Below are 12,241 nucleotides of genomic sequence, written 5' to 3'. Positions count from 1 at the left end.
AATTAGGTCAGCTGAAGCACAGCAGCCGGTCGAGTTCGCCGAGCGGCTGGACGCCTGAGAGCAGCGCCCTCGCCTCTTCCTCGTCGCGCTTGATCTGGGCGACGAGCGGGTCCAGCCCGTCGAATTTCAGCTCCGGCCGGAGATAGCCGAAAAACGAGACGGAACAGACCTGTCCGTAGAGATCGCCGCTGAAATCGAAGACGTAGGTTTCGAGCAGTGGCGCACCATTCTCCGTGACCGTCGGGCGGCGGCCATAGCTGGCGACGGCGTCGTGGAGTGTGCCGTTCTGCAGGCGGAAGCGGACGGCGTAGATGCCGGACGCGAGCTCGACTTCGGGCGGCAGCTGCATGTTGGCTGTCGGGAAGCCCAGCTGGCGGCCAAGCTTTTCGCCGCCGATGATCTCCGCCTCGACGGTGTAGTGATAGCCGAGCTGGGCAGCGGCCTCGCTGACTTCGCCATTCTTCAGCTGCGCCCGGATACGGCTCGAGGAGACCACATCCGCATTCTCATCGCGGTAGGCGTCGATCAGCGTGACGCCGAAGCCGTATTTCTGGCCGGCATCCATGAGGAAGGCCGGACCGCCCTCGCGGCCCTTGCCGAAATGGAAATCGACGCCGGTGACGACTTCCGAGGCGCCGAGCCAATCCTTGAGGATGCCGTGGATGAAATCATCCGGCGAGCGCTGCGAAAATTCACGGTCGAAGGGGTATTCGATGACGGCGTTGAAGCCGAGAGCTTCGAGAATCCGGGCCTTCAATGGCGCCGGCGTGATGCGGAAGACCGGGCTCTCGGGACGGAAGACGGTGCGCGGGTGCGGCTCGAAGGTCAGCACCAGGGCCGGAACGCCACGCGCCCGGGCAATCTCCAATGCCCGCGTCAAGACCGACTGATGGCCGCGATGCAGGCCATCGAAATTGCCGATGGCGATCACCCCGCCCTTTAGGTGGGCCGGCAGCGGTTCACGGGTTTCATTGCGGTGAAAGACGGTCATCGGCGGGCTTCTTCTTATGCGAGGCGCGGCATCCACCACTTGGGCGTTGCCTTTTCACGCTCGAGATAGGCGTGCAGGATTGCCTCGTCCGTCTCGCCGTTCAGCGTGTATTCATTGGCGTGGATGCCACCGCTGATATAGAGAAGGTCGAGGCCGTAATCGAGAGCGCCGCGCACATCGGTCGGCATGCCATCGCCGATGGCGAGGATGCGGCTTTTCGGGAAGTCGCCGCGCAGTTCCTTCGCCGTTTCCAGTACGGCTTCATAGATCGGCGTATGCGGCTTGCCGGCAATGCGGGTGGCGCCGCCGAGCTGGTTGTAATAGGCGGCCATGGCGCCGGCGCAGGGGATCATCTTGTGGCCGCGCTCGACGACGAGATCCGGGTTGGCGCAGATCATCGGCACGTTTCGCGACTGAAACTCCTTCAGCATTGCCGTGTAGTCTTCCGGCACTTCCTTCTCGTCATCGAAGAAGCCGGTGCAGACGACGGATTCCGCTTCGGCCGCATCGACGCGCTCGACGCCGAGGCCTTCGATGATGGCGATGTCGCGCTCAGGCCCGAGCAGGAAGACCTTCTTGGGGCCTTCGGCGATCAGGCCGCGGGTGACGTCGCCGGAGGTGATGATCCGGTCATAGGCGCCGTCCTGGATGCCGATATGGCGGAGCTGATCGACGACCAGCGGGGCAATGCGCGGCGAATTGGTGATGAGGACGACGGTCAGGCCTTCGCCGCGGGCGGCTTCGAGCGCGGCCGCAGCCTTCGGGAAGGGATCGACGCCATTGTGCAGGACGCCCCAGACATCGCAGAACACCGCGTCATACTGGCTGGTGATCTCTGCAAAACTTCCGATGCGCTTGGCCATTCCGATATCCCATTTGCGTTCAGTCAGGCGTGACATTGCAAAGGCCCGGCGGGATGGCAAGGTTTTTTCGGTCCGGCAGCGCAAAAACAGCCGGGCGCGCTAGAGAAGCAGCTCCGCGCCGCGAACCGCCAGACCGGCCACGGCGGCAAAGCCCAGGATGCTGATCATGCCAAGCTTGAAGCGGAAGAGCATGACGCAGGCGATGACGAAGATCGCGGCGGCAGCGACATTCAGCGTGCTCCAGACCGGCCATGCCAGACTGACGAGCGGCAGGCCGGTAGCGCGGGAGAGAAGCGCGATATTGCCGACATCGGCAAAGAGGACGTGCAGGCCGAACCAGAGCGCCAGATTGAGGATGACGCCGACGACGGCAGCAGTGATCGCCGACAGGGCCGCCGACAATATCTTGTTCTGGCGGAGCTTCTCCACATAGGGCGCACCGGCGAAGATCCAGATGAAGCTCGGCACGAAGGTTGCCCAGGCGGCGAGGCTGGCGCCGATCACGCCGCCGAACAGCGGATCGATGCCGAGCGCATTGCGGAAACCGGCCATGAAGCCGACGAAACAGAGGACAAGCACCAGCGGACCCGGCGTCGTCTCGGCCAACGCAAGACCATCCAGCATCTCGCCGGGGCGCAGCCAGGCATAATGCTCCACCGCTACCTGCGCGACATAGGAGAGCACGGCATAGGCGCCGCCGAAGGTGACGACCGCCATCTTTGAGAAGAAGACGAAGACGGCGGCGAAGACATTGGTCTCGCCGCTCAGCGCCTCGGCAATCAGATCCTGCGGACCATGAATCTCGCGGACGATCAGCAGCGGAAACTGCCAGACGATCACCCAGAAAGCGAGGATCAGGAACGGCCTGGCGATATGACGGCTGGTCAGTCCTGATAATCCCCTGGCGGGCTTTGAAGCCTCGGCTGGCGCCACGCCCTCTACCTTTCGCCTGCGGCGCTCGACGAGGAAGCCGGCAATGCCTGCGGCAAGGACCACGAGCGGGAATGGCAGATTGAGCAGGAAGAGCGCCACGAAAGAGGCGGCAGCCACATAATAGTGAAAGCGCGATTTCAGCGCCCGGCCGGCCACCCGCATCAGCGCCTCGATGACGACGGCGAGCACGGCCGCCTTGAGGCCGAAGAACAGAGCGAGCAGCCACTCGGCGTTCTGGAAATAGGCATAGAGACCGGAGAGGACCAGGATGACCAGAAAGCCCGGCAAGATGAAGAGAAGGCCGGCGACGATGCCGCCGCGCACGCCATGCATCAGCCAGCCGATATAGGTGGCAAGCTGCTGGGCCTCGGGACCCGGCAACAGCATGCAATAGTTCAAGGCATGCAGAAAACGGTCTTCGGAGATCCACCGCTTTTCCTCGACCACGGTCTTGTGCATCAGGGCGATCTGCCCGGCAGGACCGCCGAAGCTCAGACAGCCGATACGCGCCCAGACGGCAAATGCCTCGGAAAAAGCGGGCCGTGGCAGGGGCTCGGCAACCACGTCAGACAAATCCCCTCACCTCTCCACAATTCCGGCGCAAAAATCCGTGAATGGTTTCCTTGACTCTTTCTGGAGCCATCCCTAAATGCACGTCGCTAGCACTCCTCAACGGAGAGTGCTAACACTCATCCATGTGGACCCCGGTCCGCGAATGTCATTTGATCGAGGGATTAGACAATGGCAAGCACCAACTTCCGCCCCCTTCACGATCGCGTCGTTGTTCGCCGCGTTGAGTCCGAAGAAAAGACCAAGGGTGGCATCATCATCCCGGACACCGCCAAGGAAAAGCCGCAGGAAGGCGAAATCGTCGCCGTCGGTTCGGGTGCTCGTGACGAGTCCGGCAAGGTCGTCGCTCTCGACGTCAAGGCTGGCGACCGCGTTCTGTTCGGCAAGTGGTCGGGCACCGAAGTCAAGATCAACGGCGAAGACCTTCTGATCATGAAGGAAGCCGACATCATGGGCATCATCGGCTAATCAGCCGGTTATCCCGTTCAGATTATCGCTGACACCCCTTTTCAGGAGTTCTCAAAATGGCAGCTAAAGAAGTAAAGTTCGGCCGCTCTGCGCGCGAAAAGATGCTGCGCGGCGTCGACATCCTCGCTGACGCAGTGCAGGTCACCCTCGGTCCGAAGGGCCGTAACGTCGTTATCGACAAGTCCTTCGGCGCTCCGCGCATCACCAAGGACGGTGTTTCGGTCGCCAAGGAAATCGAACTCGAAGACAAGTTCGAAAACATGGGCGCCCAGATGGTCCGCGAAGTTGCTTCGAAGACCAACGATATCGCCGGCGACGGCACCACGACGGCAACCGTTCTGGCCCGCGCTATCGTTCGCGAAGGTGCAAAGGCTGTTGCAGCCGGCATGAACCCGATGGACCTGAAGCGCGGTATCGACCTCGCTGTTGCAGAAGTCGTCAAGGACCTGCAGGCGAAGGCCAAGAAGATCTCCACCTCGGCTGAAGTTGCCCAGGTCGGCACGATCTCCGCAAACGGCGACAAGCAGGTTGGCGAAGACATCGCTGAAGCCATGCAGAAGGTCGGCAACGAAGGTGTTATCACCGTCGAAGAAGCCAAGACCGCTGAAACCGAACTCGAAGTCGTCGAAGGCATGCAGTTCGACCGCGGCTACCTCAGCCCGTACTTCGTGACCAACCCGGAAAAGATGATCGCCGACCTCGACGACGCTTACATTCTCCTCCACGAGAAGAAGCTCTCGAACCTGCAGGCGATGCTCCCGGTTCTCGAAGCCGTCGTTCAGACCGGCAAGCCGCTCCTCATCATCGCTGAAGACGTCGAAGGCGAAGCTCTTGCTACGCTCGTCGTCAACAAGCTGCGTGGCGGCCTGAAGATCGCTGCCGTCAAGGCTCCTGGCTTCGGCGACCGCCGCAAGGCCATGCTGGAAGACATCGCTATCCTCACGGGCGGCACTGTCATCTCCGAAGACCTCGGCATCAAGCTCGAATCCGTAACGCTCGACATGCTCGGCCGTTCGAAGAAGGTTTCGATCTCCAAGGAAAACACTACGATCGTCGACGGCGCAGGCGCCAAGTCCGACATCGAAGGCCGCGTTGCGCAGATCAAGGCTCAGATCGAAGAAACCTCTTCCGATTATGACCGCGAAAAGCTGCAGGAACGCCTTGCCAAGCTCGCTGGCGGCGTTGCCGTCATCCGCGTTGGCGGCTCCACGGAAATCGAAGTCAAGGAAAAGAAGGACCGCATCGACGACGCTCTGAACGCGACGCGCGCTGCTGTTCAGGAAGGTATCGTCCCGGGCGGCGGTATCGCTCTGCTCCGTTCCTCGACGAAGATCACTGCCAAGGGCGTGAACGACGACCAGGAAGCTGGCGTCAACATCGTCCGCAAGGCTCTGCAGTCGCTGGTTCGCCAGATCGCTGAAAACGCTGGTGACGAAGCTTCGATCGTTGTCGGCAAGGTTCTCGACAAGAACGAAGACAACTACGGCTACAACGCCCAGACGTCTGAATATGGCGACATGATCGCCATGGGCATCGTCGACCCGGTCAAGGTTGTCCGCACGGCTCTGCAGAACGCAGCTTCGGTTGCTTCGCTGCTGATCACCACGGAAGCCATGATTGCCGAGCTGCCGAAGAAGGACGCTCCTGGTGGCATGCCTGGCGGCATGGGCGGTATGGGCGGCATGGACATGATGTAAGACCTTCGGGTCTGACATCTGAGCCAACCGGTTCAGTTACGGAAGGGCGGTCTTCGGGCCGCCCTTTTCATTTGGCGGATAGCGATTCGGCCTTACCAATTTTTAGAGTCTCAACGACGGAACTGATAAAACGTTTAAGCGTCTATTCCGCACCGAAATCAGACTCCGAAGCTTTCGCGAGCCTTACCAAGCTATGTTTTTTATCAGCCGCTGATATTTCTTATTGAAATTGGTTTCACTGCGGTAATGTGAAAATTTTGCAAAGCGTAACCGTTTACATCTCGCGAAACGGGCAACTTTTTACTTTGATTTCTGCTACCTTTTATAGAAGCATGCAATATATCGCATCCTTCGCGTTGCGGATTACCCCCGAAAAAGCATTTGCCGCCTCTCAAAAACTGCCTATAAATCCGCGCTGCGAATTGCAGTGCATGACGATATTTTTCCGCCCGCCAGCGGAAGACCGTATTTTGCAAATGACACCGGCTGCAGAGCATTCCGCGCCAGATTTTTTGAGAAGAGCATGAAAGGGGTTCCGCACCGGCGGCGCCGCAATTCTGCTCACGGCCGGACATGATGACCGGTGCGCATGAAGATGTTTTCGTCACACCGCACGAGTGCGCTGCATTGAACTGCGCCCGACACGGGGAACCCCATTTGTTCAAGATCGCCAAAGCCAATGTTGCCGCCCCGCTCACGCCTGGCTCCTTTGATCTGACCCATCACAATCAGGAAATGCTGGCGCAGTTTTCCGTCTCCGAGGCCTGGAACGGTGACTTTTCGAGCGGCATCATCCGGCTCGGCGAATGGAGCTCGATGCTTCACGGTCTGGCCGGCCAGGAATGCGGACTGCTGAGCCTTATGCGCTGTTATGACGTCAAGGACCGTGCCCATATCCTGGCGCTGTTCGAACAGGCTGCAACCCTCTCCTCGTCCTTCTGTTTCTCGACGACCATCGTCATGCCGAACGGCTTCCGCCAGCCGCTCTTCTGCATGGGCGAGTCCGCCGGACTTGAGGAGAAATACGCCGGCAGCATGGTCGGCGTCTTCATCTTCCCGCGCTTCAAGCTTGAAAACACCAGTCAGGCCGCCAGCCGCCAGTAAGCGGCAAAGCCCTATGAAAAAGGCCGGTCTCGCGACCGGCCTTTTTGTTTGCGCTACTACTCCGGCTTCACCGGAACGTTGAGCCCCTTGGCGCTGGCCGGGCGGGCAATGCAGCGCTCCAGCCAGGCCCGAACGGCCGGGAACTTCTCATATTCCAGAACCTCGCCACCGCCATAGAACAGATCGGCGCCACGGATCCATGGGAACGTCGTGATATCGGCGATCGTGTATTCATCGCCCATGATCCACTGGCGGCCCTGCAGACGGCCTTCCAGGATGCCCAGCAGACGCTTGGCCTCGTCGCGATAGCGCTCCATCGGATAGGAATTGTTGGCGACCTTATCGGCCGCAAACTTGTAGAAGTGGCCGAACTGGCCAAGCATCGGGCCAAGGCCCGACATCTGGAAGAACACCCACTGAATGGTTTCGTAGCGGCCAGCCGCATCGGCGGGGATCAGCTTGCCGGTCTTCTCGGCGAGATAAAGCAGGATGGCGCCGGATTCGAAGATACCGATCGGCTTCCCGTCAGGACCGTTCGGATCGATGATCGCAGGGATACGGCCGTTCGGATCGAGGGAAACGAATTCCGGCGACTTTTGGTCGTTGTTGGCGAAGCCGACATAGTGCGGCTCGTAGGGCAGGCCGAGTTCTTCCAGTGCCACCGAAATCTTCACGCCGTTCGGCGTCTGCAGCGAATAAAGCTGGATGACATCGGGATTTTTTGCTGGCCAGCGCTTGGTGATCGGGAAGCTTGAAAGGTCTGCCATTGAAATCTCCATGGGGTTTGGACCCTGACCATAGACAGGCGGGCGGCGCCAAGACAAGCGGCGGGAGACGGATCATCGTTTCAAAATACTGAACGAACCGTCCCCTTTCGTTTATCTTTCCAGCTGCGACAAAATGCGCGACAAGTGGGTCAACGAGATCAGCCGATCTCACAGTCATTCAAACGGAGATTACTTCCATGTCGAATACGACCAACATCATCGTTCTCGTCGCCCGCATTCTTCTGTCCTTCATGTTCATCCTCGCCGGCTTCGGCAAGCTCACCGACCCGGCTGGCACCGCCGGCATGATCGCAGGCGCTGGCCTTCCCGCCTCCACCGCCCTCACCTATCTCGCAGGCCTCTTCGAGCTCGTGACCGGCCTTGCCGTTCTCGTCGGCTTCCAGGTTCGCATCGTCGGCTGGCTGCTGGCTGCCTTTTGTATCTTCACGGCCGTCGTCTTCCACCTGCCTGCCGTCAACGTTCCTGATTTCCCGGCTGGCGCAAACGGCTGGATCAACGCTCTGAACCAGATCATGGTCATGAAGAACTTCACGCTGGCCGGCGCCTATATCCTGCTCGCCACCGTCGGCGCTGGCGCTTACTCGATCGATGCACGCCGCGGCGCATATCCGGTCGCTGCCTAAGCGAAATCGGCCTCCCAAGCATAAGAAACCCGCCGTCGCGAGACGGCGGGTTTTTTCGTTTCCGAAATCCGGAAGACATCAGAGCGCGCCGCGCACCGCCGCGACGATCTTCGCCACCGACGGCTCGGCCGCATGGCTTTCCTTGCGGGCGCGAACGAGGCAGGCCTCGGAGCGCAGGATGACGCCGTCATTGAGGACGCGCAGGTGGTTTGCCCGCAGCGTTGATCCGGTCGAGGTGATATCGACGATGACATCCGCCGAACCGGAGGCCGGTGCGCCCTCGGTCGCCCCCAGGCTCTCGACGATGCGATAAAGCTGGATGCCGTGCTGGCTGGAGAAGAACTGCTGCGTCAGCCGCCAGTACTTGGTGGCGATCGTCAGACGGCGGCCATGGCGGGCGCGGAACTCAGCCGCGACGTCGCCGAGATCGGCCATGGTATCGACGTCGAGCCAAATCTCCGGAACGGCGACGACGACATCGGCATGGCCGAAGCCGAGCCGGGCGCAGAATTCGACGCGCTTGTCGGTTTCGGCCAGGCCTTCGCGCACCAGATCTTCCCCGGTGACGCCGAAATCGATCGAGCCGTTGCCGAGCTCGCGGGAGATTTCCGACGCCGACAGGAAGGCGACCTCGACATCATCCCAGCCTTCGACGCGGCCACGATAGGAGCGGTCGTTGCCGACGGCGGTGATTTTCATGCCTGCGCGCTCGAAAATGGCGGAGGCATCGTCCTTCATGCGGCCCTTGGAGGGCAGTGCGATGGTCACAGTCATGCCGCTGCCCTTTCCGTTTCGATGCGATCGAGCCAGAGCGAGAAGCCGACGGCGGGGATGCGCTCCCGGGCGCCGAGGAAGTTCAACAGCTTGTCGAAGCGCCCGCCACCGGCAAGCACTGCCGACGAGCCTTCAACGCTCACCTCGAAGACGAGACCGGTGTAATAATCCAGCGGGCGGCCGAAGGCGGCGCGGTAATCCATCGACGAGAGATCGAGGCCAGCATTCGAAAGCGCGGCCAGACGGCTGTCGAAATGCGACAGCGCCGTGCCGATCTTCAGCCCAGCGGCATCGGCAAAGCCTGCAAGCGCCGAGGATGCATCGGCCAGCGGCACGTTGAGCGACAGGAACTCTTCCAGCACGCGGAAGGCATCGTCATCGAGTCTCGTTTCCGACAGCACCAGCTTTTCCCTGAGGCGGCGGGCAATATCGGCAGGCGAGCGGCTGGCATTAGTCGAATAGCCGGTCGCTTCCATCGTCTGATCGATATGGGCGATCAGCGCCTTGTCATCGCCGGCTGCAACGAGCCTGGCGATGTCGTCATCGAGGCCGGTGACGAATTGCGGGCTGACGAGGCTGGCCAGCAGCGCCTCGATTTGCGTCATGTTGCCGAAGGCGTGGACCAGCCGCTTCTGCCAGCCGAGCGGCAGGCCGAGCGCCTGGACCACAGCCTCGAACACCGCCTGGTCGCCCAGAACCGTCGAGACCGTCTTTCCCGGGATCAGCCGCTGCAGGATGGCGATGGCATCGCCGATGGCGCGCGCATCGGCGCTCGCCGTATCGGTCTCGCCGAGATCCTCGATCCCCGCCTGATAGAACTCGTTGCTGCCATCACGCCGCTGGCGGAAGACCTCGCCGAGATAGGAATAGCGCTTCGGCGTACCGGTCGCCGTTTCGATGTGGCGCAGGCATACGGGAATGGTGAATTCCGGCCGCAGGCAGAGGCTGGCGCCGGTTTCGCTTTCCGTCATGAAAATACGGCGGCGCAGATCCTCGCCGGCGATATCCAGGAACGGCTCGGCCGGCTGGATGACGGGCGTATCGATGCGTTCGGTCTTGCGGGCGGCGAACTCGGCGAGGAGATCGGTTGAGAAGGCGGGGAGGTTTGTCAGAGGCATGGCGTTGAAGTCTCCGGGGATACCCCCCTCTGTCCTGCCGGCCATCTCCCCCTCAAGGGGGGAGACCGGCTGGGCTCACTCGCCCGCTCCACATTGACTGTTTGGCTCAGACCCAACCACGACTCGATCTCACCCCTTGAGGGGGAGATGGCCGGCAGGACAGAGGGGGGTGCGCCCCGCTCAAACATCCGACGCCCGCTTCCGATCTTCCGCCTGCGCCGCCAGGATTTCCTTCACCTTGGCAACGAGATCGGCTTCCGCGACGGTTTCCTGCGCCACGCGCGCTTCGCGCCAGCTGGCATTGTCCTCGATCTCGCCAGAGAGGCGCTTGCCCTCGATCAGGTCCTTGATCTGCACCACACCGGTGGCGCGCTCGTCGCCGCCCTGGATGATGGCGACGGGGCAGCCGCGGCGATCGGCATATTTCAGCTGGTTGCCGAACTTCTTCCAGTTGCCCTGATACATCTCGGCGCGGATACCGGCAGCGCGCAGTTCCTGGGTGATCCGCTGGTAGCGGCCCATGGCATCGACATCGCCGTCCATTACGGTAACGAGAACCGGTTCGATCACCTCGGACTGGCCGAGCTTGCCGAGGTTCTTCAACGCCGTCATCAGGCGCGACACGCCGATCGAGAAGCCGGTTGCCGGAACCGGCTGGCCCATGAAGCGCGAGACGAGGCCATCATAACGGCCACCGCCACCGACGGAGCCGAAGACGACCTTTTCGCCCTTCTCGTTGGTGACGTCGAAGAGCAACTCGGCTTCGTAGACCGGACCGGTGTAATATTCGAGGCCGCGGACGACGGAGGGGTCGATCTTGATGCGGGTGCTGTCGTAACCGGCGCTGGTGACAAGGCTGCCGATGAAATTGAGTTCCTCGACGCCTTCCCCACCATTCGAGGTTCCAGCCACCAGCTCGGCAAGCTGGGCAGCACTTTCGGCATAGTCCTTGATACCGACGAAGAAGAGCACCTTGTCGATCTGGTTCTGGTCGAGGCCAGCGCCCTTGGTGAAGTCACCGGATTCATCCTTGCGGCCCGGGCCGAGCAGGAGGGCGACACCCTCGGGACCGAACTTGTCGAGCTTGTCGATGGCGCGCAGCACGTTGAGGCGCTGGGCAACCTTGTCGTCACCACCGAGGCCAATGGCCTCAAGCACGCCGTCGAGAACCTTGCGGTTGTTGACGCGGATCACATAGTCACCGCGCTTGATGCCAAGGGCTTCGAGCGTATCGGCCATCATCATGCACATTTCGGCATCGGCCTGGACGCCGGGCGCACCGACCGTATCGGCATCGAACTGCATGAATTGGCGGAAGCGGCCCGGGCCCGGCTTCTCGTTGCGGAAGACGTAGCCGGCGCGATAGGTGCGGTAGGGCAGCTGGATGTCGTTGAAATTTTCGGCGACATGGCGAGCGAGAGGTGCGGTCAGGTCATAGCGCAGGCTCATCCACTGCTCGTCGTCGTCCTGAAGCGAGAAGACGCCTTCGTTCGGACGGTCGGCATCCGGCAGGAACTTGCCGAGCGCATCGGTATATTCGAACAGCGGCGTTTCGACAGGATCGAAACCATAATGCTCATAGACTTCGCGGATCTTCGCGGTCATTTCGTTGACGGCGCGGATATCGGCAGCCGAGCGGTCAACGAAGCCGCGCGGCAGGCGGGCCTTGAGCTTTTGCGGTTTCTTCTTGGTGTCGTTCATTTCAGGGGATTTCCACAGTGTGACAGTGGCGGTTTCCTAGCGGATTGGGCGGGGAGCGGCAAGGGCGAAGGGTGGCGAAGCCTATGGCGAACTGTTATATATTGGCCGATTGAGGATCGTTCGATGAACAAGCGCGTCACCATTGAAATGCCGGATGAAATTCATCGGCTGATCGCCGAGCACGCCGCCAAGGCCGGCGCGGCGACGGATGCCTATGTTCTCGAAGTGATCGAGCAGCATCTCGAAGACCTTCACGACATCGCTGCGGCGGATGCAGCGATGGAGCGTATCCAGGCTGGCGAACCGACACTGACACTTGAAGAAGTGAAACGTGGCCTTGGTCTGGACGATTGAATTTGGCCGAAACGCGGACAAGCAACTCGCCCGCCTCGCCAAGCGGGACGCGGCGCGCATTATTTCGTTTCTCGAAGAACGCCTTGTTGGACATGAGAACCCGAGAGAACTTGGTGCAGCCCTTCAGGGCGACAAGCTCCGGCAATATTGGCGCTATCGCGTCGGCGACTTTCGCATTATCTGCGATATCCAGGACAACCGGCTCGTTATCCTGGTGATCGAGATCGGTCATCGCCGCGAAATCTATCGTTAGACCT

14 protein-coding genes are annotated in these 12,241 nt (G+C 61.0%); 6 read left to right on the top strand and 8 right to left on the bottom strand.

What is annotated here, in order from left to right:
• Nucleotides 1-7: 7 nt before the first annotated feature.
• From AC1DIJ_RS12230 to chrA, 3 genes are all read right to left on the bottom strand, one after another.
• Nucleotides 8-991 carry a bifunctional riboflavin kinase/FAD synthetase gene (locus AC1DIJ_RS12230; protein WP_112390581.1) on the bottom strand — a complete coding sequence of 328 codons (984 nt, stop codon included), beginning with the start codon at nt 989-991 and terminating at the stop codon, nt 8-10.
• 14 nt (nt 992-1,005) lie between these two features.
• Entirely contained in the window at nt 1,006-1,854 is an 849-nt protein-coding gene (locus tag AC1DIJ_RS12225; RefSeq protein ID WP_112390612.1) for a TIGR01459 family HAD-type hydrolase, read from the bottom strand.
• 99 nt (nt 1,855-1,953) lie between these two features.
• Nucleotides 1,954-3,360 (bottom strand): chromate efflux transporter, encoded by a 1,407-nt coding sequence (gene chrA, locus AC1DIJ_RS12220; protein WP_112390582.1) that lies wholly within the window; start codon nt 3,358-3,360, stop codon nt 1,954-1,956.
• 168 nt (nt 3,361-3,528) lie between these two features.
• On the opposite strand from chrA, the gene groES reads away from it, so the two are divergent.
• Together groES and groL are read left to right on the top strand one after the other, a co-directional pair.
• On the top strand, nt 3,529-3,825 hold the full coding sequence (groES, locus tag AC1DIJ_RS12215) for a co-chaperone GroES (RefSeq protein ID WP_004675403.1): 297 nt from the start codon (nt 3,529-3,531) through the stop codon (nt 3,823-3,825).
• Between the two features lie 56 nt (nt 3,826-3,881).
• Nucleotides 3,882-5,522, top strand: coding sequence for a chaperonin GroEL (gene groL, locus AC1DIJ_RS12210; RefSeq protein WP_112390583.1), 1,641 nt, complete (start codon nt 3,882-3,884; stop codon nt 5,520-5,522).
• A 203-nt stretch (nt 5,523-5,725) separates the two neighbouring features.
• Here the strand turns inward: groL and AC1DIJ_RS12205 are convergent, their stop codons facing one another.
• A complete protein-coding gene (locus tag AC1DIJ_RS12205; protein ID WP_148194265.1) occupies nt 5,726-6,097 on the bottom strand; it encodes a hypothetical protein in 372 nt (123 codons plus the stop codon).
• Between the two features lie 82 nt (nt 6,098-6,179).
• Here AC1DIJ_RS12205 and AC1DIJ_RS12200 point away from each other — a divergent pair, with 82 nt between their 5' ends.
• Entirely contained in the window at nt 6,180-6,626 is a 447-nt protein-coding gene (locus AC1DIJ_RS12200; RefSeq protein ID WP_112390584.1) for a hypothetical protein, read from the top strand.
• Nucleotides 6,627-6,682: 56 nt separating this feature from the next.
• On the opposite strand, the gene AC1DIJ_RS12195 is transcribed toward AC1DIJ_RS12200, so the two are convergent.
• Complete coding sequence (locus tag AC1DIJ_RS12195; protein WP_112390585.1) at nt 6,683-7,393, bottom strand: glutathione binding-like protein; 711 nt, start codon at nt 7,391-7,393, stop codon at nt 6,683-6,685.
• 197 nt (nt 7,394-7,590) lie between these two features.
• On the opposite strand from AC1DIJ_RS12195, the gene AC1DIJ_RS12190 reads away from it, so the two are divergent.
• Nucleotides 7,591-8,037, top strand: coding sequence for a DoxX family protein (locus AC1DIJ_RS12190; RefSeq protein WP_112390586.1), 447 nt, complete (start codon nt 7,591-7,593; stop codon nt 8,035-8,037).
• Between the two features lie 78 nt (nt 8,038-8,115).
• On the opposite strand, the gene hisG is transcribed toward AC1DIJ_RS12190, so the two are convergent.
• The 3 genes from hisG to hisS form a co-directional block, all read right to left on the bottom strand.
• Nucleotides 8,116-8,811: an ATP phosphoribosyltransferase gene (hisG, locus tag AC1DIJ_RS12185; protein WP_112390587.1), complete on the bottom strand. Its 696-nt coding sequence runs from the start codon at nt 8,809-8,811 to the stop codon at nt 8,116-8,118.
• Entirely contained in the window at nt 8,808-9,929 is a 1,122-nt protein-coding gene (locus tag AC1DIJ_RS12180; RefSeq protein WP_112390588.1) for an ATP phosphoribosyltransferase regulatory subunit, read from the bottom strand. Before AC1DIJ_RS12180 ends, hisG begins: the two co-directional genes overlap by 4 nt.
• Nucleotides 9,930-10,109: 180 nt before the next feature.
• Nucleotides 10,110-11,630: a histidine--tRNA ligase gene (gene hisS, locus AC1DIJ_RS12175; RefSeq protein ID WP_112390589.1), complete on the bottom strand. Its 1,521-nt coding sequence runs from the start codon at nt 11,628-11,630 to the stop codon at nt 10,110-10,112.
• 123 nt (nt 11,631-11,753) lie between these two features.
• On the opposite strand from hisS, the gene relB reads away from it, so the two are divergent.
• Both relB and AC1DIJ_RS12165 read left to right on the top strand, forming a co-directional pair.
• The gene (relB, locus tag AC1DIJ_RS12170; RefSeq protein WP_148194266.1) at nt 11,754-11,984 is read left to right on the top strand and encodes a type II toxin-antitoxin system RelB family antitoxin; all 231 of its coding nucleotides are present in this window, start codon (nt 11,754-11,756) and stop codon (nt 11,982-11,984) included.
• Entirely contained in the window at nt 11,968-12,237 is a 270-nt protein-coding gene (locus tag AC1DIJ_RS12165; RefSeq protein WP_112390590.1) for a type II toxin-antitoxin system RelE family toxin, read from the top strand. Before relB ends, AC1DIJ_RS12165 begins: the two co-directional genes overlap by 17 nt.
• The last annotated feature ends 4 nt before the right edge of the window (nt 12,238-12,241 follow it).

The sequence above is a fragment of the Rhizobium sp. 10N427 genome, assembly GCF_056394605.1.
Note: the sequence above shows the minus strand (reverse complement) of the source record. Positions and strands in the feature narration are given on the sequence as shown.